Consider the following 24394-nt stretch of genomic DNA (forward strand, 5'->3'; position numbering starts at 1 on the left):
AATGAATTATACCAAAGAACAAATATTAGAGCGTTGCAATCAGTTTACCAAAAACACCTTGATGGAGACGCTAAAAATTGAATATATTGATGCAGGCGAAGATTTTTTAGTAGCCAAAATGCCTGTAAATACAAGCGTTCATCAACCAATGGGACTTTTACACGGAGGCGCTTCGGTTGCTTTGGCGGAGAGTGTTGGCAGTGCAGCGTCTTTCTTCTTTATTGATACAAAATTACAGGAAGTCCGCGGCATCGAAATTTCGGCAAATCACTTGAAAAGCATTCGCGAAGGCTGGGTTTTTGGTACCGCACGAATTATTCATAAAGGAAGAAGTATTCATTTATGGGAAATTAAAATCACCGATGAAGAAGGCAATTTGATTTCGCTTTGTAAATTGACTAATATGGTTTTAGATAAAAAAGCTAACTAATATGAACGACTTTTTTTCTACAATCCGAAAACACCAGGAACAAAAATTACCTTTTGTAATTTATTCTAAACCCAATTCGTCGCTTCTTTTTGCCTTTTTACAGCAAGATGATACTTTATATACAGTTACAGATTATAGTGAACAGGGATTTGTTTTTGCTTCTTTTGATGAAAAACAATTGATTTTAATTCCCGAAAAGCAATCCAAAATTATAAGTACCGAACAAAAGGAAATTAAATTTGATTTTAATGAAATTGATGATTTAGGTTTTGATCCTGAAGCAAAAACTCAATACGAAGATTTAGTTACAAAAGGAATTGATGCCATTAAAAACGAAGAATTCAAAAAAGTAGTTTTATCCCGAAATGAAAAACTGGAATTAACAGATCTTGATTTTGTCATCACTTTTCAGCGTTTGATTCATTTATATCCAACGACTTTTTCCTATTGCTTTTTTCATCCCCAAATTGGTTTTTGGATGGGAGCAACACCGGAACAATTATTAAAAGCAAATGGAAATGTTTTTGAAACCACAGCTCTTGCCGGAACTCAAAAAGCAAATCTGGAAGAAGAAATTCTTTGGCAGCAAAAAGAAAAAGACGAACAGCAATATGTTACTGATTTTATCGTAAAAAGATTGCGTGAAGTAGCTTCATCAGTTATTGTTACAGAACCTTACAGCATAAAAGCCGGATCGATCTGGCATATTAAAACCGATATTTCGGGAGTTTTAAATGATAATTCTACACTTGAAGAAGTTATCGATACATTGCATCCAACTCCTGCCGTTTGTGGCTTGCCAAAGAAAAAGGCAAAAGCATTTATTATTGAAAATGAAAACTATGACAGAACTTTTTACACCGGTTTTCTGGGAGAATTAAACAGCAGTTTTGCGCGTAAAACAGTAAGTTCTGATTTATTCGTAAATTTACGCAGTATGCAAATTCAGGAAAAAAGCGCCATTTTATACATGGGATGCGGCATTACCAAAGAAAGTGTCCCGGAGAAAGAATGGGAGGAAAGCGTCAATAAATCAATGACGATGAAAAGAGTTTTGAATATAAAAAAGAATAGTAGTTGTTAAAAAATAAAAGTTTCAGGTTTCAGGTTTCAAATTTCTTGGAACGTGAAACCTGAAACCTGAAACAAAAAAAACAAAAAGATTATTTAGTTTTCAGCCAAAGTTTAGAACTTGAAACTTAAAACCTGAAACAAAGAAAACAAAAAGCAAATGAAATTAGATATATTAGCCTTTGGCGCACACCCGGACGATGTAGAATTAGGTTGCGCAGGAACAATATTAAAAGAAGTTTCCCTTGGGAAAAAAGTTGGGATTGTTGATTTAACACGTGGCGAATTAGGAACGCGTGGAACAGCCGAAACAAGAGATGAAGAAGCAAAAGCTGCGGCAAAAATTTTAGGCGTTTTAGTACGTGAAAATTTAGAAATGCGTGACGGTTTTTTTGTAAATGATGAAAAGCACCAGCTTGAAGTTATTAAAATGATTCGTAAATACAAACCAGAAATCGTTTTGTGCAATGCGGTCGACGATCGCCATATCGATCACGGAAAAGGAAGCAAATTAGTTTCTGACGCTTGCTTTTTATCCGGGTTAATGAAAATCGAAACTTCCATTGACGGAGAGCAACAAGAAGCCTGGAGACCAAAAGTGGTTTATCATTATATTCAGTGGAAAAACTTAGAACCTGATTTTGTTGTAGACATTACAGGTTTTGAACAAAAAAAGGTAGAAGCAGTTTTGGCTTATAAAACTCAGTTTTACGATCCAAATTCAAAAGAACCTGCAACGCCAATAACAAGCAAAAACTTTCTGGAGAGCCTAAATTACCGTGCGCAGGACTTAGGTAGGCTTGTTAACAAAGATTTTGCTGAAGGTTTTACTGTCGAAAGATGTTTGGCAGTCAATAGCTTAGAAGATTTGATGTAAAAAGTTCAATATTTTTTCAATTTTTTATTTGCGGAAGTAAACATTAGTTGTATATTTGCAACCGCTAAGCAAAATGGTGGTTGTAGCTCAGCTGGTTAGAGTAGCGGTTTGTGGTGCCGCGGGTCGCCGGTTCGAACCCGGTCAGCCACCCAGAAATTTAAAGCCTTGAAGAAATTCAAGGCTTTTTTTGTGCGCCTAATTTAAATTCTAAATTTTATCCCGAGGCTTCGGGACCAAATTCCAAAACCCAGATTCAAATTTCAAATCCCAACTCCCAACTCCAATTGTGAATATAGCCCGTGGTTTCAACCACGGGGACACAGGTTATGGATCTTGAAATTGAATCGTGAAAATGTATTACGGAAATGTATTGTGTTCCAATGGTTGAAACCATTGGCTATGTTTAAAAGAATAAAGAAATAAATTCCAAAAAATAAATTACAAATTCCAATCGATTACGATTATAACCCGTGGTTTCAACCACGGGGACGCTACGATCTACAAACAAAATCGCCAATCTTTGTCAAAGTTTTAAACTTTGACAAAGATTACTCCACATAATTAAATGAACTTATATGGTTCAAAAACACACAACATTGGAATATTTATTTTTGTGAAACAAAAAAAGCATGACGTTTAAATCATGCTTTTAGTCGGTTTGTTATATTTGGTTTGTATTATCGAATCTCCTCAAAAGTTGTTCCTTGTTTAATATCGCCTGTTTTAAAGCCTTTTTTAAACCAGTACATTCTTTGTTCTGAAGTCCCATGTGTAAATGAATCCGGAACAACCTGACCGCTCATTTTGCTTTGAATGGCGTCATCACCAACAGCATTTGCAGCACTTAAAGCTTCGTCGATATCATCAGTATCTAAATTTTTCTGATTGTAGTGTGTCCATACTCCGGCGTAGAAATCTGCTTGCAGCTCTAATGCAACCGAAAGTTTATTAGCTTCTGCTTCGCTTTTTCCTTCTTGTTCCTGATGCATTTTAGCCGAGGTTCCTAATAAGGTTTGCACGTGATGCCCAATTTCGTGTGCTATAACATACGCAATTGCAAAGTCACCACCTTTGGCACCAAATTTTGTTTTAAGCTCTTCAAAGAAACCTAAATCCATATATACTTTTTGATCTCCCGGACAATAAAATGGTCCCGATGCCGAAGAAGCTCCACCGCAAGCTGTTTGAACAGAACCTCTAAAAAGCACCAATTTTGGATTTTTATACGTCATTCCGTTTTCTTCAAATATTTTACTCCAGATATCTTCGTTATCAGCCAGAATTACCCTGACAAAGTCCCCGATTTCCTCATCTTCCTTGCTTAATGGTGCAGCGGCTTCAGTTTGTTGTTGGCCGCCTTGGACTTGCTCTAAGACATTTCCAATAGTTTGGCCGGTTTCACCTCCAAAAACATTTAATAACAAAATGATGATACCAATAACTCCACCACCAACAGCTACTTTTCCTCCAGAAAGTCCTCTTCTGTCCTCTACGTTATCACTTTGTCTTCTGCCTAGCCATTTCATATTTATTATATTAAAAGTTATTATAAATTTTGTTGTACGAATTTATATATTTTTTTGTAAAATATGTTCTATTAAAATGATTTACTTTATTATTTTATCCATTTAGATAAAGCTTCTTCCACAGTTCCGCGAATGATTGGTTTAGAAATATAATCGTTCATTCCGGCCGAAATACATTTGTTTCGCTCATCTTTCTCAGCGCCTGCCGTAACAGCAATTATCGGAATATTTTTGCCGCTTAAAGTATTTCTAATCGCTTTTGTGGCTTCATAGCCATTCATAATTGGCATCTGAATATCCATAAAAACTAAATCAGGATTAATATTTTCAATTTGATTTACAGCTTCATAGCCATTTTCGCATTCAAAAATTATAGTATTTAAATTGAGGTTTTTTACAATTGTTTTTAAAAGAAGCATGTTTACTTTATTATCTTCAACAATCAAAATATTTAGTTTTTTTTGATTAGAATAATAGTTCAATGCATAATCAGGATTTCTGTTTTTTAGAATTTCTTTGTATTTTTCGTTGATACTTTTATGACTAATATTTAAATTCAAATCAAAATAAAATGTACTTCCTTTGTTAATTCTGCTTTCAAGCTGCAAACGGCTTTCCATTAAAGCCAGTAATTGATTAGAGATCGTGAGTCCCAAACCTGTCCCTCCAAATTTTCTCGTTGTAGAACTATCTTCTTGTGAGAAGGCCTTGAAAATTTTCTTCTGATTTTGCTCTAATATTCCAATTCCGGTATCAACAACAGAAAAGCGAAGAATATAATTTTCTTCTGATTTTTTTTCGATTACCGAAACATTTAGTTTTATAGATCCTTCGTTGGTAAATTTTATGGCGTTTGATAAAAGATTGATCAAAATTTGTTTCAATCGCACAATATCTGTCCAGATATATTTAGGAACATTCGGATCAACATTTAATTCAAGATCAAGATTTTTTTGGTTCGATTCAAAAATAATTAAGTCAAATACTTGTCCCAGTATTTTTTGAATATCATACAAATCAATAAAAAGTTCGAGTTTTCCGGCTTCAATTTTAGAAAAATCAAGAATATCATTGATGATTTCAAGTAATGAATGTGCCGATTGATTAATGGTTGTCATGTACTTTTCCTGAATTTCTTCAAGATTCGTTTTCATAAGCAAATGCGTAAAACCGATAATTCCGTTTAACGGAGTTCGTATTTCGTGCGACATATTGGCCAGGAAATCCGATTTAGATTTATTTGCTGCCTCTGCCAGTTCTTTTGCTTTTATTGCATCTTCACTTTCCTTGATTTTTGCCTGATTTCTGTTTCGGTCTAACGCCGATGAAATATTATTGGCAAGTGTCTGGAAGATATAAATTTCATCATCAGACCATTTTCTTTCCCGCGTACAATCATCAAAACCAATAAAACCAGAAAAGTTATTATTGGCAAACAAAGGCAAAATCAATATCGATTTAATATTATTGGTAATGAGTAAATTTTTAAAGTAGGTATCTTCCAGATTTCGGGTTAAGGTGCTTAAAACTTTTTTATTTTGAGAGTGCAAGATGATTTCCTTTAAATTGTCTTCGGTAAAATTTTGCAGTTTCGTTATTTGACGCTCAATTCCTTCTCGGGTCCATTTGTATTTTTGGCTGATGGTATTGGTTTCAAAATTTTTTTCGTAATAAAAAATGTGATCTACTTTTGATGCCTTTCCAATAATTTCATAAGTTTCCTGAAACATTTTTTGCGGACTTTTGCTCAATAAAAATTTCTCTGTACAAAGCGCCAAAGCCGATAATAATTCACTTTTAAGTTCCAGTTTTTTCTCGGCCTTAAGCCTCATTTGAGAAGAAATTGCCAATGAGATTACATCCGAAATTGTTCTCGCATAATTAATATCTTCATTGTCCCATTCTCTTTTTTTCTCGGTACTTTCAAAACAGGCAACTCCTGCCAATTGTCCGTTTAAAAAAATCGGAACATCAAGCATCGATTTTATTTTGTTTTTGATGAAGTAAATTTGCTGAAATTCAGATGTTTCCAGTTTATTAAATACATCAGAAGCATTGATGATGGCTTTGCTTTTTAAAGTTTCAAAATAGATTGGATAAGATTCTTTATCGAGAATGTTTTTATCGTTTAAACTTTGATTGTCCCGGCTGAATAAATTTCGACATGTTATAGTATCGTTTGAGTATTTCCAAAAACTGACTCTGTTTGTTTTAGAAACTGTTGCCGCTTCCTGAATAATAAAATCAATTACGGTTTGCAAATCGCTGTAACCGCGAAAATCTGTTGTCGATAATTTTTTGGTCGAATTATTGTAGGCTTCGATTTTCTCAAGACGTCTTTTTTTCTCGTTTTCGATGTTTTTTATCTCCGTAATATCTCTTGCTATACCTGCGTATCCATTTGTTTCGCCCAAATCATTTTTGCGAATAATAACTTTTTGTGAAATCCATAATTCTTCGCCGTTTTTCTTTATAACCGGAATTTCAATGGTCGGATAATTAAGTTCGTTTCGTTCTAAATTCTCATAGAAATCAACGGCATTTTTGATGTAATCTTCATGAATAAAATTTGAATAATGCTGCGAAATCACTTCTTCTTCTGCATAACCCAAAATAGAATATCCAAACTCATTGATAAAAGTAAAATAACCGGCGACATTAATCTCAAAAATAATATCGGTCGCGGTCTGAATCAGGTTTTTGTATTGATCCTGAACTATAATTTGTTCTGTAACGTCTTGCCCAATACTGATAATTAAATCATTAGAGAATTTTTTATCTTTCCATTGAATGTATTTGAATTCGCCGTTTTTACTTTTTAGTTTTCGAATGTAGAGTTTATTATCAATATAAGTTTTGTGATAATTTTCTCTGATAAATTCTGGATCTTCAGTTAACTTCCAAAATTCCATTGCCATTACTTCGTCTGGCGAATATCCTAAAATTGTTGTTATAGTTTCGCTGCTAAATAATACTTCGCCTTTTTTATTTGTAGCAATCGTTAATGAATTTCCTTTATGAACGATTTCGTTTGTAAACCTGAAATTATCCCTGTTGTTTAGTAAAACGGCATAATTTACGTGATTAATAATGAAAACAATAATGCAAAAATTGATCAGTAAAATTGATGATTTTAATGGAATTGCATGGAAAACTAAGGTTGCAATAAGGTATAAAAATACGATTGATACGAAAGTCCAATAAATTTTTATGGGTTTTAAAATACTGTAAGAGAAAAAAAACGAAAGTAGAAAAGTAATAATCGGGATAACATCATTTTGCAGATATATAATGTTACGGGCAACATACGCAATGTAAATGAAGAAGGAAATAATGAAAATTCTCTGGGTTCGGTCCCGTAGAAATTTGATTTTATCAGTAACTAAATAAAGCAATAAAACTGAAAATCCGATAATTACATTAAAAACTAATAAACTTCGTGGCCGAATCTTGAATATTTCATTAATAATTTCGATTACAATAATTGAAATTCCAAAGAATAAAGCATACAATTGATATTCTCTATGTGCAGTTTCGCTTTCCAGTTTTTTCTCGATGAAGTAGCCAATTTTGGCTTTAATTCTAAAAAACTGATAAATCAATAAACCTATAAAACCGAATAATGACAGCCCCAAAATGATGAGTTTGGGATTATTGTAGAAAATAATATCGGATTTAAAAACAAACCAATTTGTGGCAATCGATTTTAAGGCATCACCAAAATTGGCGATTCCTAAAATCGATGAGTTAAAAAAACTATAGTTTTCTACCATAGTATTTGGGGTATGTTTTGGTTTAGTAATAGCAATTTGGAATTTTCTGAAAAGAGTAGGTCAGGCTCTTTTTGTTCTCAGAATCTTCAGTTTTTATTCTGAATCAGATCCAATTGAATCAATTGAATTCTCTTCTTCTATGTTTAATATAGCGCTATATAAAGCGTATTTTACCGAATAAGTGATAGGAATTGTAAAGGCTACGCCAATACAACAGCCAATTAAACCAATGGCTGAGCCAACGCCGGCAACAAAAAGCAAAAGGATTATTGTAAATGGTTGTTTGCTAACGATAATAATGCTTGATTTTATGGCGTCTATGGCGTTTAAATCTCCAAAAATAATTAGAGGTATTGCTAATGAGGTAAATATGGTGATTGCCAGTGCAATAAAAGTATCAACAAGAATAATTCCAACCATATTAAAGAGAACGGAAATGAAACCACTTACTAGTGAAATTAATAATGTTGAGATAAAAAGCTGTCCAAAATGACGTGATGTGTAATAGGTAAAAACTGTAGAAAATTTAAATTCTTCATCTCTGTCTGCACAATATGCCATTTTTAAAAAACCAGCAGTAAACGGACTAAAAAGTGCTGCAAAAAAAGCAATTACTACGCTGTAAATAGCCAGTACAGATGTTGATGTTTGCTCGTTTTGAAGGTTTTTTAAAAATTCTTCATTAAAATGCTGAACTCCGTACAATGAAACTAAAAGTCCTCCGCCAAGAAAAAATGCTAAAATTGAAAATACCAAAAGTATTAATCCAGCATAGAGCGCTATTTTTTTATAGTTTTCGAAAGCATGGTTAAAAACAGTAGAAAAGTCTAAGAAATAGCCATTATTTTTAATGTCTTCAATTTGATCAAGTGTAGATTTCATTTTTTTAAGTAGAATTGTTTTATATTCTATCGTGTTTAATTATTGAAACGTAAATATAATATTTTTAATCAAATCCGTACGAAAATCTACAAAATAGTACGAAGATTGTTTTAGTGGTTATATCCAGTCTAATAAGCGTTTAATGGAAGCCAGTTTATCTTTGTAGGGTGCATAACGCATTGGTAAATCGATCCAATTTCCTTTTTTGACTACTCCTTTGTGATGTGTAAAAATGTCAAAACTCAATTGACCGTGGTAAGCGCCAATTCCGCTATGGCCAACACCGCCAAAAGGCAGTCTTTTATTAGAAAAGTGAACAACCGTATCATTGATACAACCGCCTCCAAAAGAATAAGTTGCAATTAATTTTTTGGTAAAAAATTTATTTTCGCTAAAAATATAAAATGCAAGAGGTTTCTCATAACGGCTCACAACATTTTTAATTTCGGTTTCTGTTTCGTAAGTGAGAATTGGCAAAATCGGACCAAAAATTTCTTCTTTCATAACCGGACTTTCCAAGCCTGGTTCCTCAATAAGTGTTGGTGCGATATAAAGCTTATTCGCATCTGTTTCTCCTCCAAAAATTATTTTTTCAGATTTCAGCATATTAGCCAGTCGAAGCCAATTTTTAGTATTTATAATTCGGGCAAAATCCGGCGATTTTTCCATTTTTTTGCCATATGCTTTTGTAATTTCTTCCATCATAAAAGTGATGAAATTGATTTTCATGTTTTTTTGAATCAAAATATAATCCGGTGCAATGCAAGTTTGACCGGCATTAATAAATTTTCCCCAGACAATTCTTTTTGCAGCTAATTTTAAATCGGCAGTTTCATCAATAATACACGGGTTTTTTCCGCCTAATTCGAGCGTCACAGGTGTCAGGTTTTCTGCGGCAGCTTTGGCGACGATTTTTCCAACAGCAGCGCTTCCTGTAAAGAAAATATAATCCCAGCGTTTTGCCAATAAGCTGTTTGCTTCTTCAACTCCTCCCTGAACGACATCAACATGTTTTACATGAAACGTTTTTTGGATGATTTTTGCAATTATAGAAGAAGTATTTGGAGTAAGCTCTGACGGTTTTAAAATCACTCTGTTTCCCGCTGCAACAGCAGAAATTAAAGGGCATAATGCCAGTTGAAAAGGATAATTCCATGGTGCAATTACCAACACTTTTCCGTAAGGTTCTTTGTAAATATAATCTGTTGAAGGAAAGTTAAGGAGGGAAGGGAAAACACGTTTTGGTTTTGCCCATTTATGAATGTTTTTGATCGTGTCTTTTAGTTCCGAAATGACATAATTAGTCTCTGTTAAAACAGCTTCAAATTCAGGCTTTTTAAAATCATCATATAAAGCTTTTACAATTAAATCTTCGCTTTTCTGAATGTTATATAATAATTTTTTGAGCGTTTCTTTTCGGTATCCGATATCATTTTTATAGTCCATTTTACGATCAGCTTGTTTTTTTGTCTATGCAAGTTAATCGATAAAAATTAAAAAAATAAGAAAATAATCATAAAATCATAATGCATTCCAAATGGTTTCGTCGGGAGTTGGTGCAACAATCGTAATATTTTCTTTTGAGACAGGATGTACAAAAACTAATTTTCTGGCATGAAGATGAATTCCGCCATCAGGATTACTTCGGTCAAAACCGTATTTTAAATCGCCTTTTATAGGCGAACCAATTGCCGACAATTGTGCACGAATTTGATGGTGGCGACCTGTGTGCAGATTAATTTCCAGAGCAACATAATTTTGAAGTTCTTTAAAAACAGTATAATCCAGACTGGCAATTTTGCTATCGGGAACTTCTTTTAAATGTGCTTTTGAAGTATTATTTTTTTCGTTTCTTTTTAGATAATGAACCAATTTGGCAGTTGTTTCCAAAGGTTTGTTCTTAACAACTGCCCAATAGGTTTTTTGTGTTTCGCGATTGCTGAACAATTCGTTCATTCGCGTTAAAGCTTTACTGGTTCTGGCAAAAACCACGATTCCGGTTGTAGGTCGGTCCAAACGATGAATCACCCCCAAAAAAACATCGCCAGGTTTATTGTATTTGTCTTTAATGTATTCTTTTACAACATCAGATAGAGGTTTATCCCCCGTTTTATCCCCTTGCACAATATCGCCTACGCGTTTATTGACCACAATAATATGATTGTCTTCATGCAGAATTTGGAGATTACTTTTGTTGGAAACGATTTTCATTATTAGACTTATGGGAATTTTAGATTTTAGATTTCTGATTTTAGATTGAAAAGTGAATAAAGAAAACTTTTGAACCTTTGTTGCTTTGAGCCTTTGTACCTAAAAAAGTAACCTTAAAATCTTAGCAACTTAGAATCTCAGAACCTTAGCAACTTAAAAATTAATATTGTTCATTAGAATTAGGGAAATCACTAGATTTCACATCAGCAGCATATTGACCAATTGCTTTTGTCATTTCTTCGTAAAGATTTAGGTAACGACGTAAAAATCTTGGACTAAATTCGTTGTTCATTCCCAACATATCGTGAATAACCAAAACCTGTCCGTCTACGCCGCCTCCGGCACCAATTCCGATAACAGGAATCGAAATACTTTTAGCTACTTTTTCGGCTAAATCAGCAGGGATTTTTTCCAAAACAATACCAAAACAGCCAATTTTTTCAAGCAATTTAGCATCTTCGATTAGTTTTTCTGCTTCTTCGTCTTCTTTTGCACGAACGCTGTAAGTTCCGAATTTATAAATAGATTGTGGAGTTAAACCCAAGTGTCCCATAACGGGAATTCCTGCGTTTAATATTTTTTTGATCGATTCTTTAATTTCTTTTCCTCCTTCTAATTTTACTGCGTGACCACCGCTTTCTTTCATGATTCTGATGGCAGAACGCAAAGCTTCTTTCGGGTCAGACTGGTAACTTCCAAAAGGTAAATCAACTACAACCAAAGCTCTTTCGATAGCACGAACTACAGACGAAGCATGGTAAATCATTTGGTCTAAAGTAATAGGCAAAGTCGTTTCGTGACCTGCCATAACATTTGAAGCTGAATCTCCAACCAAAATCACATCGACTCCGGCAGTATCAACGATTTTTGCCATTGTATAATCGTAAGCCGTTAGCATAGAGATTTTCTCTCCGTTGCTTTTCATTTCGATTAACGACTTTGTAGTGATTCTTTTATAATCTTTTTTTGCTACTGACATTTTGTTTTTTATTTTTTTTGAAGATGTAAAAGTATTGAATAATTATAGATTGAAATCAGCAATAGAAGAATATTTCAATAAAAAAGAGCTTTCCGTCTTTGAATTCTATTCTAAATTCGCTGTCTTGAAATTGCAAGGAGTAGGAATGTGGTACTTTGATAGAAGCTGTTATATAAGTGCCGTATTTTTCGATAAATGCTTTTTCAGTTAATGTGTTATCTAAAACCGAATTGGGATTCAAAATCATTTTATTGTTTTCATTGATAAAAACCTTTACGATTTCAACTTTGTTTTGTTTTTCATCAACAGAAACTTCTAAATCCGGATAATAGTAAAACAAATCACTTAAATAAACACCGCATTCATCACCTATACTGGCTGTTTTTGCAGGTTTTCCAAAGGTTTTTACTAATTCTTTTTGGGTAAGAAACAAAGATTTTGTTTTAATACCTTTCAAAATAAATTCGGTTTTTTGCGTAAAAGCAACAATTTGTTCCGGTAATTTATGTTTGTCTAATCCTTTGGCAATAGACACATTCAGTTCTGTATCGGCAATTAATTTAGGGTCGTTCAATTGTTTAACAACTTCAGAATATCTTTGGTACGCCGGAGCTAGTTTTGAATAATCGCTGTTCCAGGCAAGTTCTACGATTCGTTCTGCAACAGTTTTTCGTTCAGCAATTGCATCAGGATTTAGTTTGTCGAATTCCTTGATTAAAGTATTAAAATCAGGTCTTTTGCCAATGAATTTTCTCAGTGTAAATTTTGCATATTCAGGGTCGAAATTTACACCAATATTTACCCATTCTTCTTGATTTTTAGGAAGATAATTTACCGGAACAGGATCTCCTGTAAACAAAATTTCTTTAATTTTTGAAGTTTTATCAGGAAGTGCCCTTGCTTTTAAACCCGCCACCAAAACAAAAAGATGATTTCCGCCATAATATTGATCACCGCCTGCCAAAACAGGATTTTCGTAATCAACAGTTTTAATGTCGGCAGCGTTTAATCTTGTTCCCACAAATTTTTCAGGAACATATCCTTCAGATAAATTATCAGCTTTTACTTTGTACCAGCCATTTTCACTTTTAGATAATAACTGAACTTCTGCACCATATTTAAAATAGCCTAAAAATTCAGCAGAAGCACTTGCCGAAGTATACAATCGAGTATCTGAATTTAGAAAATAACGTTCCTGGGCTTGTAGTAAAATAGAGCAAAATAATAATGCTGCTATAAAGTGGTATTTTTTCATGTAGTATTTTTTGTCGCCACGAATTTCACGAATTATCACGAATATCTATTTACTTAACGAAAATTAAAAAAAATAATTCGTGATAATTCGTGAAATTCGTGGCAAACTTTTATTTAGCAATCCGCCATATTAACAGCAATTGCAAGCCCGCCTTCAGAGGTTTCTTTGTATTTTGAATTCATATCTTTTGCCGTTTGCCACATCGTATTGATGACTTTGTCTAATGGAACTTTTGCATTTTTAGAATCGGTTTCTAAGGCCAATTCGGCAGCATTTATCGCTTTTATGGCACCCATTGTATTTCTTTCAATACACGGAATTTGTACCAAACCGCCAATTGGGTCGCAGGTTAAACCAAGATGATGTTCCATTGCAATTTCGGCAGCCATTAAAACCTGAGCAGGAGTTCCGCCCATTAATTCGCAAAGTGCTGCAGCAGCCATCGCTGATGAAACGCCAATTTCGGCCTGGCAACCGCCCATTGCTGCAGAAATAGTAGCTCCTTTTTTAAAGATACTTCCAATTTCTCCGGCAACCATCAAAAATTGTTTGATTTCGTTTTCGCCTGCGTTATGGTTTTCAATTACCAGATAATACATCAGAACAGCCGGAATCACACCAGCGCTTCCGTTTGTAGGTGCTGTAACCACGCGGCCCAAAGAAGCATTTACTTCATTTACGGCAAGTGCAAAACAGCTTACCCATTTTAATATCTGGCGAAATTTCACTTCTGTTTTTCTGATTTCTTCCAACCACGTTTGCGGATCAGAATAATTTGATAGTCCAATTAAACCCTGATGCATATCAAAAGCTCTTCTGCGCACATTTAATCCGCCCGGAAGAATTCCTCCTGTATGACAGCCAATGTACATACATTCGAGCATAGTGTTCCAAATACGCATTAATTCCGAATGAATTTCGGCTTCAGGACGCATTGATTTTTCGTTTTCATAAACAATTTCAGAAATCATTTTGTTTTCTGAAACCGTATAATTTAAAAGTTCAACCGCATTTTGAATAGGGAACGGAAAGGCACATTTTATTTCTTCTTTTATTTTGGCATTGGTACGTTCTTCTTTCACCACAAAACCACCTCCGATAGAATAAAAAGTAGATTCGTATTCAGAGTTATCAGCTTTGTAAGCCGTAAATTTTAGGCCATTGGCATGAAAAGGGAGAAAGTCTTTATTGAAAACAATGTCCTGAAGAAAGTAAAACGGAATCGTAATCTGGTTGCCCAAAACGATTTCATTTTTGGTTTCGATCGATTTGATGATTCCTGCAATATCTTCAATGGGAATATATTCGGGATCCTGACCGCTTAAACCGAGCATAACTGCTAAATCTGTAGCATGGCCTTTTCCGGTTAAGGAAAGAGAGCCGTATAAGTCGACCCTGACTCTGGTAGTTTGTTCTAAAATAGATTCGTCTTTTAACTCTTTTAAAAAACGTTCTGCGGCGCGCCACGGACCTAATGTATGGGAACTCGACGGGCCAACACCAATTTTAAGCATATCAAAAACAGAGATACATTCTTCCATTGTTCAATTTTTATTAAGACAAAGATAATTGAATAATGCAACGAACCTGAATATTTAATTGTTAATGTTGCGGTTTTGTTAAAAAAGATATTAAATTTTAATAATTTGGCAACGAAATAAATTTAATTGCTTAATATGCGGTTTTCGTAAAGAGTTCGAGGTTTTTTTAGGTATTTTTGTATTGAAGCAATCACTAAAAAATCCGGTTTTTTTAACTTTTAAACAATCGGGTAAATAATAACTTCTGATATGTTTTTTTCGATTTTTAGAAACCTTTTTTACGAAAAAATTGAAATACCACAAAGAAGATAAAATTACATTATGATAGAATTTTTCAAGCATTTATTACAAGAATTCGAATTACCGCTTAACAATCCAGTATTAATTTTTTCGTTGATACTTTTCATTATTCTGCTGTCTCCAATTTTACTGAAAAAAATAAATATTCCCGGAATTATAGGTCTTATAATTTCTGGTGTAATCATTGGTCCTCATGGACTTAATATTCTTGCCAAAAGCTCGGCCGTTGATTTGTTTTCAACCATCGGACTTTTATATATCATGTTTATCGCGGGTCTTGAACTCGATATGAACGAGTTTAAAGCCAATCAAAATAAGAGTTTATTATTTGGATTTTTTACTTTTATTTTCCCTTTATCTATTGGTTTTCCTGTTTGTTATTATTTACTGCAATATGATTTTAATGCCAGTTTTCTAACGGCGAGTATGTTTGCCACACACACTTTGGTTGCATATCCAATTGTGAGTAAAATGGGAATCTCAAAAAATCAGGCGGTTGCCATAACCGTTGGTGGAACAATTTTAACTGATACTGCTGTTTTGATAATTCTTGCCGTAATTATGGGAAGCGCTCAGGGAAATCTAAATCAGGCTTTCTGGATAAAATTAGGTGTTTCGCTGGCTATTTTCTCTGCCATTATGTTTTTGGTTATTCCGAGAATTGCGAAATGGTTTTTCAAGAAATTAGAAAGTGAAAAACACGCCCATTATATATTCGTACTTTCAGTTGTTTTTTTCGCCGCATTTTTGGCCGAAGTAGCAGGAGTAGAGCCTATTATTGGTGCTTTCGTTGCCGGTTTGGCATTAAATCCGTTAATTCCGCATTCATCTGCATTGATGAACAGAATTGAGTTTATTGGGAATTCATTGTTTATTCCGTTTTTCCTGATTTCTGTGGGAATGCTTGTTGATATAAGTGTTATTTTGAGCGGACCAACTGCTTTAATTGTTGCCGGAACATTGAGTGTTGTGGCTATTTTTGGAAAATGGTTTGCGGCCTTTTTTACGCAAATTGTTTTTAAATACACAAAGACAGAAAGACAGCTTATTTTCGGATTGAGCAGTGCGCACGCTGCAGCAACTCTGGCGGTAATTTTGGTAGGTTTTAAAGCGAAAATTCTAGATGAAAATATATTAAACGGAACTATTATTTTAATTCTGATAACGTGTATTGTGGCTTCTTTTGCTACAGAAAAAGCAGCTAAAAAAATTGCCATTTGTGAAGAAGAAGTTTCTCATGAAGATACCAACCGAGATAAGATTCTGGAAGAACATATTTTGATTCCGCTGGCAAAAACTTCTGCAACAGCAAGTTTGTTGGATTTTGCACTTTTAATAAAAGATAAAAAATCTGCCAATCCGGTTACTTTGCTTACGATTGTTCCGAATAATGATCAGGCCGAAAAAAATATTTTAAGATATAGAAAAGCTGTTGACAAATTTGTAATTCAGGGTTCAGCATCAGAAGTAAAAATTAATACCATTGCCAGAATCGATCATAATCCGGCGAGTGGAATTGCGAGAACTTCAAAAGAAATCATGTCGGATATTGTAATTGTTGGCTGGCCGAGAAAAACAGGTTTCCTGGATAAAATTTTTGGAGAAAACGTAGATTCGATTATTAATAACGTAGACAAAAGTTTATTTATCTGCCGATTTGAAAAACCTTTTATTGAAGAAAAAAGATTGGTCTTTATTTGCCCGCCTTTTTCAGAAAGAGGAGTTGGATTTCAGCTTTTACTTCAAAAAATCTGTCGATTATCACAGGAATTAAGTATTCCGATTGTGATTTATGCTGAATATAAAACGCATCAGTCTATTTTGCAGATTGCTGCTAATTTGAAACTTAGCGCAAAATTAGGATTCAAGAGTATTTTAGATTGGGAAGATTTTGAAGCCATTTCAGATGAAATTAAACCAACTGATTTAATTGCTTTTAATTTATCAAGAAAAGGTTCCGTTTCATACCAATCTATTTTTGATAAATTACCACAGAAATTCGAAAAATCATTTGAAGAAAATAACCTGATTTTGGTTTATCCGCAAGATGATAATAAAGTGACTTCGATGGATGCTTACGAAGATTTCACGGCAACGCCATTAACGAAAGGTCTTGAGGCTATTGAGCAGATTGGTAGAGGTTTAGGAAGTATTTTGAAGAAGGGGTAATTTTTTTAGGATAGAATAAATGAAAAGAAAATTGCTGTTAATTTCGTTGATATTTATAACTTTTGTGACAAATGGACAAAATAAAATGAAAAGTGCTGAAGAACTTATAGATAAAAAAGATCCAGGTTGGGTAATTGTTGAAGGCTGGATTAAAACCGCAAAAAATAAGGTTGAGATTTTACCTGTTGATGAATTAAAAGCAAAAGAAGCATTATTTCATACCCAGGTTACAACACGTTCCCCAATGGGAGCAATTGTTTTTATGACAGGAGGTCTTTTAATTGATGATGGCTGGATTAGAATTTTAGGTTCAGGAAATTCAAGATTTACTCGAACACTTCCTGATTGGAATAAAGGAAAATCATTTAATGAGTTTGGTGAAACGCCACCTTTTTTATTAATAGCAGATGATGCAATTGGGGGTTTTTATCTTTTGAATGGAGGAGGATTAGGAACCGATGTCGGTAAAATTTATTATTTTTCTCCTGATAATCTCGAATATGAACAACTTGATATTACGTATTCTGAATTTTTAGAATTTTGTTTTAATAACAATTTAGATAAATTTTATGAAGGTAACAGATGGAATGGATGGCGAGAAGAAGTTTCAAAATTAAAAGGTGATGAAGTTTTTAATTTTTACCCTTTTCTTTGGACAGCAGAAGGAAGCGACATTAATAAAAGTTCGAGAAAGATAATTCCAATTCAGGAACAATATAGCTTAAATTTAGATTTACGAAAACAAATTGGTTTCGAAAAGTAATTTTGAAAAACTGCAAAAATGAATCACAAAATCAAATCAATTCGACCATTCATAGGCGCCAAGGATTTCGAAATCTCAAGAAGCTTCTATCGTGATTTAGGTTTTGAAGAAACAGTTTTAGAAAGTAATTTTTCTGTTTTTAAAAGCGAAGAAACGGCTTTTTACCTTCAGGATTATTATACAAAAGACTGGATCGAAAACACGATGATTTTTCTTGAAGTTGATGATGTCGATCGTTATTACAACGAACTTTTGGCCTTAAATCTTCCTGAAAAATATGAAGGTGTAAAACTTACTCCAATTCGTAATTTAGATTGGGGAAGAGAATGTTTTCTGCACGATCCGTCGGGTGTTTTATGGCATTTCGGAGAGTTTAAATAAAAAGTTTGCCACAAAGGCACAAAGGCACAAAGTTTTTTTTACAATTTGAATTAGTGAAAATTTGTGAATTGCTTCGCCTGTTCGCTGTCGCTCGGGCCGTGGCGAAAAAAACTTATAAATTAAAATCGGTCAAATGAACCGTGTTATTTTCTCTCTGATACCAATCATTATAAACTAATTCTACTTTACCAACTGTAAATTCCCCAAAATTATAATCTCGGAATTTCTCTGCAACTACAATTAATTTCTCCGGATTTTGAAGTTTCTCCTGAAAACGCATTACAGTCGAATGCGCCGTTGAAATAGCATAACGACTATCAATACTTTGCTGCAAAGTAGATTTTTTAAAATTCTCACGAAGTTTGTTTCGTAAATTATTCAGGCTTTCATCAGCAGGAAAACCCTGAATCATTAGGGCAGAAGGCGAAGCTGTTACGCCTCGAAATTCAATTTTAATTTCGCCTAAATTAATTAAACTTTTCTGTATGATTTGGATGTAATCTTCAATTGAAATTTTATCTAAAGTAAAACCTTCATAACACGAAATAATCGCCATTAGCGTAATATGAATATCAGCATCAGGATAATAATATTGTGTGGGCTCAATCGCCTTTAATTCATTTAAAAACAACTGAATATTGGTTTTGATTTTTTCGCTTGGGCGAATGAGCAATGTAATGCCAAAACGGGAATCTGAGGGATTATTGATTTGAGAATCTAATTTATAATTTCCGGCTAAAATAGCTGCTGCAGATTTTTTGTAAAGTTGATTGTAATGTTCGCTTAAATCCATTGAAAGTTATTTCTTTTTCGCTTTTTCCAGATTTTCTTTCACTCTGAATTTTACAATTTTGGTAATCAAATCAAACGGCATCGGTTTATCCAACGGAAATTGTACAGAACCTTTTCCGGACTTGTATTTAGAAAGTTCTTCTTTAAATTCTTCATGACCGCTTGGCAACGCATACAAGCCAATGTGATTTTTAAAAGCGGCAAAATAAACCACGATTCCGTTTTGCTCAAAAGCCGGCATCGAATAACTGATTTTTTCTTTAGCATCCGGCGCTGCTTTCTGAATTGTCTCTCTTATTTTCTCCAGAATTTCCTGAACATCATTCGGAAATCCGCCAATATATTCGTTGATATCTGCTGGTTTCTTCGTATCCATCTTTATATTTTGTTTTTTTAGTTTCAGGTTTCAAGTTTCAAGTTCTGTGCGAACTTGAAACTTGAAACAAAATAAACTTGAAACTTTTTTAAGCCAGACCTTTCGGGAATCGATCTAAAACAAGATTCAGTAAAATATGATGTTCCAAGTAAGCTTTTGCTCCGGCTAAAACCAAAGTGAAACCTTCCGTAGAATTTCGAACCTGATCGATTATTTTGTCCGTATCTCCTTTAAAGCCAGAATTGGTGATGCTTACAAAAGTTTCATTTTCGTTTAATGGCGTAAAAACCCATTCGACAATAGTGCTTTCATCAGGATTTCCCCATTCGACCACAATTTTTTTATTTTCCTGCAAAACATGTGTCGTAACCATTAATGAAAATCCATACATTTCCCATGTCCATTCTGTTTTTTCATCTTGTTTCAGTTTCCCTGAACCTTTTGTAAACCAAAATTTACTCGTGATTTCGGGATCAATAAAAGCCTGAAAAACTTCTGAAACAGGTTTTCTAATCAGCATTTCGGCTTTTGCGAATTTATTATTTTCTGTTTTCATCTTTTGGAAGTTAGATGTTATTTGTGAGAAGTTATATGTTAATGAGTAAAAGTTGAAATGTAAATATAAGGCTAATTGTTTAATTTTAAAAGTTAAGCAAATCACTCATAAATCAAAAATCATAACTACAACTCTTTTTTCTCAATCCATTTTCCAACAGTTGGTGCTGTATAATTTTTCATTTGATTTAATAAATCATCAATATTATCACTTACCAAAAGCATTTTTTGATTAACATCTTTCAATAAACCTTTTTCAACCATTGTTTGGGTTAATTCAATAAGAGAATCATAAAATCCATTGATGTTTAAAATGGCGATTGGTTTTTTGTGTAAACCCAATTGTGCCCAGGTCAGCATTTCAAAAAGTTCCTCCAGAGTTCCAAAACCACCCGGAAGCGCAATAACGCCTTCGCATAAGTCGTTCATTTTGGTTTTTCTTTCATGCATGCTTTCTACAAAAATCAATTCGGTAAGACCCAAATGTGCTATTTCTTTCGATCTTAAAAAATCTGGAAGAACACCAATTGCTTCTCCGCCGGCATTTAAAACGCCATCTGCTACAGCGCCCATCAAACCTACGTTTGCACCGCCGTAAATTAATTTAATATTTTGTTTTGCCAGAGTTTGTCCGAGTAAAACGGCTTGTTCTTTATAAATTTCTTCGGTTCCAAAACTGGATCCGCAAAAAACAGTTATACTTTTCATTGTTTATTTGTTAAATGTTATTTGTTAGAAGTTAAAAGTAAAATGTTATTAGTGAGAATTTAAATTATTGATATTGTCAAACTCATAACTCATAACTCATAACTTTTTAATTAATTCGTATTCATAATGAATTACATCAACTCCATTCATATTAAAATTGACTTCGTTTATTTTTTCTGCTCCCAGCTTTAAAACGGCTTTTTGCGAACGGAAATTTTGTTCTGCAACATGAAAAATCACCGAGTTTAAATGCTCAAAAGCATAATCTATCATTAATTTTTTTACAGCTTTATTATAAGGGCCGCCCCAAAATTTTCTGGATATAAACGTAAATCCAATTCCTACACTTGATTTTTCGGCATTGTAATCGTAAAATCGGGTTGTTCCCATAACTTCGTTGGTTACTTTATCTAAGATTAAAAAAGCACCTTTTGAGTTTATAGCGCCATCAAAAAATGGTTTAAAAACTTCTAATTTATATCTGTCTTTTATCGGATATTGTTCCCAGATTAAAGGATCTGAAGCTGCCTCATGAAGTTCTTTAAAATGATTTTCCTGTAGCGGAATTAATTTTATAATGTCGTTTTCTAAAACTTCCGGTTGTAAATTGAATGTTGTCATATTTTTTGTTTTTTTTGCCACGAATTGCACTAATTTGCTCGAATTAAAAGTTTTTTTACAAAGTTTGTCATTTCGATCCCGAGGCTTCGGGAGAGAAATCACACTCGGAAATCGACAAAGATTGGCGACATATTTTGTGGAGTTTCTTACGGAGATCCTTTCTTCGTCAGGATGACAAAATTGTGCAAATCTTTGTCAAAGTTTTAAACTTTGACAAAGATGAACAGCTACACAAAATAAAGGTTAAATCCTTTTTATCTGCACACAGGAAACATTCTCCATTTTAACTTCTTTACCCACTTTTTTAAGTAATCCTGTTATTGAATTTCTTTTAAAAACAATCACGTTTCCTGAAATAACATTTGTGGCGATCAGAAATTTTCCGCTTTCATCAATAGCAAAAATTCTGGGATGTTTTCCTAAAGTCGATTGATAACCAATGTTTGTTAAAAGTCCGTTTTCATCAATAGAAAAAATAGCAATATTGTTTTCTTTACCGCGATTTGTGGCATACAGAAATTTTCCGTCTGGCGAAATATGAATGTCAGAACTTTCAAAACCTTCTTTGATTTTATCAGAATGCGTGTTGATGCGCTGTATTTTTTGTAAAGTTCCGTTTTCATATTTATAAACGCTGATTGCGCCAGCCATTTCTTCAATACAATAACCAAATTTTTGATTTGGGTGAAAAGTAAAATGTCTTGGCCCGGCTTCTAAATCAGTTTTTGTAAACGGATTTTTTGTTTCGGTTAAAGGCTTTTTTTGGGTTTCATCAAAACCGTAACAACGAATTTTATCAGCACCTAAATCAGGTAAAAAGAGATAATCACATTGCGGAGAAAACACAGCCGAATGTACGTGCGATCTGGTTTGTCTTTCTTTATGAATACTTCCGTCGCTATATTGAAAATTCTGCGCAAGCGAATCGATTTTTCCATTTTCTAATAATGGATGAACCGAAACACTTCCTTCTGTATAATTGGCATTTACGAGCCATTTTCCACTTTTATGAACCGAAACATAAACCGGGTTTTCTCCACCGCTTTTTTGTTTGTTTAAAAATGTCAACGTTTTATTTTCAGCATTAAATTCAAAACTGCTCACATTCCCGTCATTTGGTGTTTTCGTTTCCGTACAGGCGTAAACGTACTTTCCGTTTGGAGAAACCGTTAAATAGGATGGATTAATAACGTTTTTTGCTGCAGTTATCTTCGTCAGTTTTCCGTTTAAAGTATCTAATTGAAATACTTGTATCGATTCTGCTTCTTTGTCTTTATTGTATGATCCCAGAAAAACGTATGTGTTTTGAGAAAAGACATGAATTGCTGTGAGAAAGGATATTGCAAAAAAGAGAAATTTTAGTTTCATATTCTTTAATTATAAAATTTGTTATTCTGTCAAGTGAACTCCATCTTTGTCGGGTTATTTGTCAAGATTCGTTGTTCCTCAGAATGATAAAAATTGTGACAACTTTGCGTTTCAAGGGATTGAAATCCCTAGCTACAAAATAAATCAATCCTACGGAATTTTATAAAGAGTTCCGGAGGAACGTATCATATTGTAGGGATGGATTTTAATCCGTCTTTCGCAATGAAATTTGATATAATTTAAAAGTTGTTTTAGTTTTTCAAGCTAAAATCTGCAATCTAAAATTTTAATTAACTCCCTTCCACCATTGTTTAAATTCCTGTTTTTCATTTTTCAATTCTACTTTTTCTCCGATCATTGGTGTAATTAACGGAATTGGATTTTCTGAATTGGCATTCAATTCTGTTACTTTTATAAGAGGTTCATCCCAAGGATGCAATGCCAGTGCAAATTTCGATGAATGCACCGGAAATACTCTTTTTGCGTTCAGATCTTTCATGGCTTTTATTACGTCTTCAGGTAAATTATGAATGTATTTCCACGCCGGATTATATTGACCGTTGTCGATAAGTGCAATGTCAAAAGGACCAAATTGATCTCCAATTTGCTTAAAGTGAGAATCATAACCGCTGTCGCCGCCCAAATACATTTTAAAATCTTTGGTTTCTAAAACAAAAGAAGTCCAAAGTGTATTACAACGCTTAATACTTCTGCCAGAAAAATGTCTTGACGGTGTTGTATATAGCGTTAAATTCTCATCTAATGTTATTTTTTCATGCCAGTCTTTTTCGATAATATTTTCCACAGGAAATTTCCAAAATTCAAAATGAGAACCAACGCCAAGTGCGGTGATTATTTTTTTAATTTTCGGTTTCAATTGCATGATGGTTTTATAATCTAAATGGTCATAATGATCGTGCGTTATCAACAAATAATCAATTTCCGGAATATCATTTACGGTGTAAATATCAGTTCCCTGAAACGCTTTTGTAGTTCCATAAATAGGCGAGGCGTTGCCGCTGAAAACAGGATCAATTAAAAATCGTTTTCCTGAAAGCTGAATGTAATATGACGAATGCCCAAACCATACCATAATATCCTGATCTAACGAAATTTCATGTAAATTGGTTTTTACAGAAGGAATGATATCAGTCGGAATTTTTCGGTCTACTTTTTTAAAGAAGAATTGCTTTAAAATATCAAAATAACCATAACCTTCGGCAAGCTCAGGCGTAAAAGAGTTATTTTCAAATTTCCCATTTTTATATTGAGGCGACTTTTGTATTAGAGCCAGTCTTTCACCGGAAGGTTTTTTTCCAAACCTTGGATGTAATAAAAAATACATAAGAACGGAAAGTAAAATAATTAATAGCGTAATGACCATGATTTTTAATTTGAGGGATATAATGTATTTAAGTTTTTAACCGAAAGTGAAATCATTTTTTTTAGAATTTCAGGATCAATATCTGCTAGTTTTTTAAAATAAACACAAGCTTTCGCTACTTTGTGTTTGCCAAAATTAGGGAGCAGTTCTTCTTTATTTTCATCTGTTAAACAGGCATAAAAGGAAAAAGCATCTTTTCTTGGCGAAAATCCAACAAGCGGTGCATCGCCTTCATGTCCGCTGGCATATTTGTAATGATAACTTCCAAAACCAATAATGCCCGGTCCCCACATTTTGGCTTCGAAACCTGTTTGTTTTTGCATTATTGTAATGAGTTCAAAAGAGTCGTTTCTTTTTGTATCATCTTCAACAGCGTTTATAAAATCGTTAACACTGGTTTCTGTTTGTGTAGTTTTATTTTTTGCCATGACG

General features: G+C 33.7%; 22 protein-coding genes and 1 tRNA gene. 7 read left to right on the plus strand and 16 right to left on the minus strand.

What is annotated here, in order from left to right:
- The first annotated feature begins 1 nt into the window (after position 1).
- The 4 genes from AC4FQ3_RS21155 (at position 2) to AC4FQ3_RS21170 (ending at position 2528) form a co-directional block, all read left to right on the plus strand.
- Entirely contained in the window at positions 2–430 is a 429-nt protein-coding gene (locus AC4FQ3_RS21155) for a PaaI family thioesterase (protein ID WP_491183187.1), read from the plus strand.
- A 1-nt stretch (position 431) separates the two neighbouring features.
- Positions 432–1514 (plus strand): chorismate-binding protein, encoded by a 1083-nt coding sequence (locus tag AC4FQ3_RS21160; protein ID WP_491183188.1) that lies wholly within the window; start codon positions 432–434, stop codon positions 1512–1514.
- Positions 1515–1661: 147 nt separating this feature from the next.
- Positions 1662–2378: a bacillithiol biosynthesis deacetylase BshB1 gene (gene bshB1, locus AC4FQ3_RS21165; protein ID WP_491183189.1), complete on the plus strand. Its 717-nt coding sequence runs from the start codon at positions 1662–1664 to the stop codon at positions 2376–2378.
- Between the two features lie 76 nt (positions 2379–2454).
- Positions 2455–2528, plus strand: a tRNA-His gene (locus AC4FQ3_RS21170).
- Between the two features lie 527 nt (positions 2529–3055).
- Here the strand turns inward: AC4FQ3_RS21170 and ypfJ are convergent.
- The 8 genes from ypfJ to AC4FQ3_RS21210 form a co-directional block, all read right to left on the minus strand.
- Positions 3056–3904 carry a KPN_02809 family neutral zinc metallopeptidase gene (ypfJ, locus tag AC4FQ3_RS21175; protein ID WP_491183190.1) on the minus strand — a complete coding sequence of 283 codons (849 nt, stop codon included), beginning with the start codon at positions 3902–3904 and terminating at the stop codon, positions 3056–3058.
- 89 nt (positions 3905–3993) lie between these two features.
- Positions 3994–7677, minus strand: coding sequence for a response regulator (locus tag AC4FQ3_RS21180; protein ID WP_491183191.1), 3684 nt, complete (start codon positions 7675–7677; stop codon positions 3994–3996).
- A 93-nt stretch (positions 7678–7770) separates the two neighbouring features.
- A complete protein-coding gene (locus tag AC4FQ3_RS21185; protein WP_042563075.1) occupies positions 7771–8559 on the minus strand; it encodes a hypothetical protein in 789 nt (262 codons plus the stop codon).
- A gap of 117 nt (positions 8560–8676) precedes the next feature.
- Positions 8677–10005: an aldehyde dehydrogenase gene (locus tag AC4FQ3_RS21190; protein WP_491183192.1), complete on the minus strand. Its 1329-nt coding sequence runs from the start codon at positions 10003–10005 to the stop codon at positions 8677–8679.
- Positions 10006–10080: 75 nt separating this feature from the next.
- A complete protein-coding gene (locus AC4FQ3_RS21195; protein ID WP_042563073.1) occupies positions 10081–10770 on the minus strand; it encodes an RluA family pseudouridine synthase in 690 nt (229 codons plus the stop codon).
- A gap of 160 nt (positions 10771–10930) precedes the next feature.
- Positions 10931–11749, minus strand: a complete 819-nt coding sequence (gene panB / locus AC4FQ3_RS21200) for a 3-methyl-2-oxobutanoate hydroxymethyltransferase (protein ID WP_042563072.1) — start codon at positions 11747–11749, stop codon at positions 10931–10933.
- Between the two features lie 55 nt (positions 11750–11804).
- Entirely contained in the window at positions 11805–13004 is a 1200-nt protein-coding gene (locus AC4FQ3_RS21205; protein WP_491183193.1) for an SH3 domain-containing protein, read from the minus strand.
- 113 nt (positions 13005–13117) lie between these two features.
- Positions 13118–14545 carry an L-serine ammonia-lyase gene (locus AC4FQ3_RS21210; protein WP_491183194.1) on the minus strand — a complete coding sequence of 476 codons (1428 nt, stop codon included), beginning with the start codon at positions 14543–14545 and terminating at the stop codon, positions 13118–13120.
- Positions 14546–14866: 321 nt separating this feature from the next.
- Here AC4FQ3_RS21210 and AC4FQ3_RS21215 point away from each other — a divergent pair, with 321 nt between their 5' ends.
- Genes AC4FQ3_RS21215 through AC4FQ3_RS21225 form a run of 3 tightly spaced genes read left to right on the plus strand, consistent with a single transcriptional unit; the run spans position 14867 to position 18158 of the window.
- Entirely contained in the window at positions 14867–17014 is a 2148-nt protein-coding gene (locus AC4FQ3_RS21215) for a cation:proton antiporter (RefSeq protein ID WP_491183195.1), read from the plus strand.
- A gap of 19 nt (positions 17015–17033) precedes the next feature.
- A complete protein-coding gene (locus AC4FQ3_RS21220) occupies positions 17034–17777 on the plus strand; it encodes a DUF2625 domain-containing protein (RefSeq protein ID WP_491183196.1) in 744 nt (247 codons plus the stop codon).
- 18 nt (positions 17778–17795) lie between these two features.
- On the plus strand, positions 17796–18158 hold the full coding sequence (locus AC4FQ3_RS21225) for a VOC family protein (RefSeq protein ID WP_463460279.1): 363 nt from the start codon (positions 17796–17798) through the stop codon (positions 18156–18158).
- Between the two features lie 112 nt (positions 18159–18270).
- Here the strand turns inward: AC4FQ3_RS21225 and AC4FQ3_RS21230 are convergent, their stop codons facing one another.
- The 8 genes from AC4FQ3_RS21230 to AC4FQ3_RS21265 form a co-directional block, all read right to left on the minus strand.
- Positions 18271–18951, minus strand: coding sequence for a 2'-5' RNA ligase family protein (locus tag AC4FQ3_RS21230; RefSeq protein ID WP_491183197.1), 681 nt, complete (start codon positions 18949–18951; stop codon positions 18271–18273).
- A 6-nt stretch (positions 18952–18957) separates the two neighbouring features.
- The gene (locus AC4FQ3_RS21235; RefSeq protein WP_302096988.1) at positions 18958–19326 is read right to left on the minus strand and encodes an iron chaperone; all 369 of its coding nucleotides are present in this window, start codon (positions 19324–19326) and stop codon (positions 18958–18960) included.
- Between the two features lie 88 nt (positions 19327–19414).
- Complete coding sequence (locus AC4FQ3_RS21240; protein ID WP_042563066.1) at positions 19415–19882, minus strand: SRPBCC family protein; 468 nt, start codon at positions 19880–19882, stop codon at positions 19415–19417.
- Between the two features lie 125 nt (positions 19883–20007).
- The gene (locus tag AC4FQ3_RS21245) at positions 20008–20589 is read right to left on the minus strand and encodes an LOG family protein (protein WP_491183198.1); all 582 of its coding nucleotides are present in this window, start codon (positions 20587–20589) and stop codon (positions 20008–20010) included.
- Positions 20590–20685: 96 nt separating this feature from the next.
- The gene (locus tag AC4FQ3_RS21250) at positions 20686–21210 is read right to left on the minus strand and encodes a GNAT family N-acetyltransferase (protein ID WP_491183199.1); all 525 of its coding nucleotides are present in this window, start codon (positions 21208–21210) and stop codon (positions 20686–20688) included.
- Between the two features lie 243 nt (positions 21211–21453).
- Positions 21454–22578, minus strand: a complete 1125-nt coding sequence (locus AC4FQ3_RS21255) for a lactonase family protein (RefSeq protein ID WP_491183200.1) — start codon at positions 22576–22578, stop codon at positions 21454–21456.
- A gap of 286 nt (positions 22579–22864) precedes the next feature.
- Positions 22865–23923 carry an MBL fold metallo-hydrolase gene (locus tag AC4FQ3_RS21260; protein ID WP_491183201.1) on the minus strand — a complete coding sequence of 353 codons (1059 nt, stop codon included), beginning with the start codon at positions 23921–23923 and terminating at the stop codon, positions 22865–22867.
- Between the two features lie 44 nt (positions 23924–23967).
- Positions 23968–24390, minus strand: coding sequence for a DUF1801 domain-containing protein (locus AC4FQ3_RS21265; RefSeq protein ID WP_491183202.1), 423 nt, complete (start codon positions 24388–24390; stop codon positions 23968–23970).
- Positions 24391–24394 lie beyond the last annotated feature (4 nt).

It is taken from the genome of Flavobacterium sp. AK-345, from assembly GCF_058310175.1.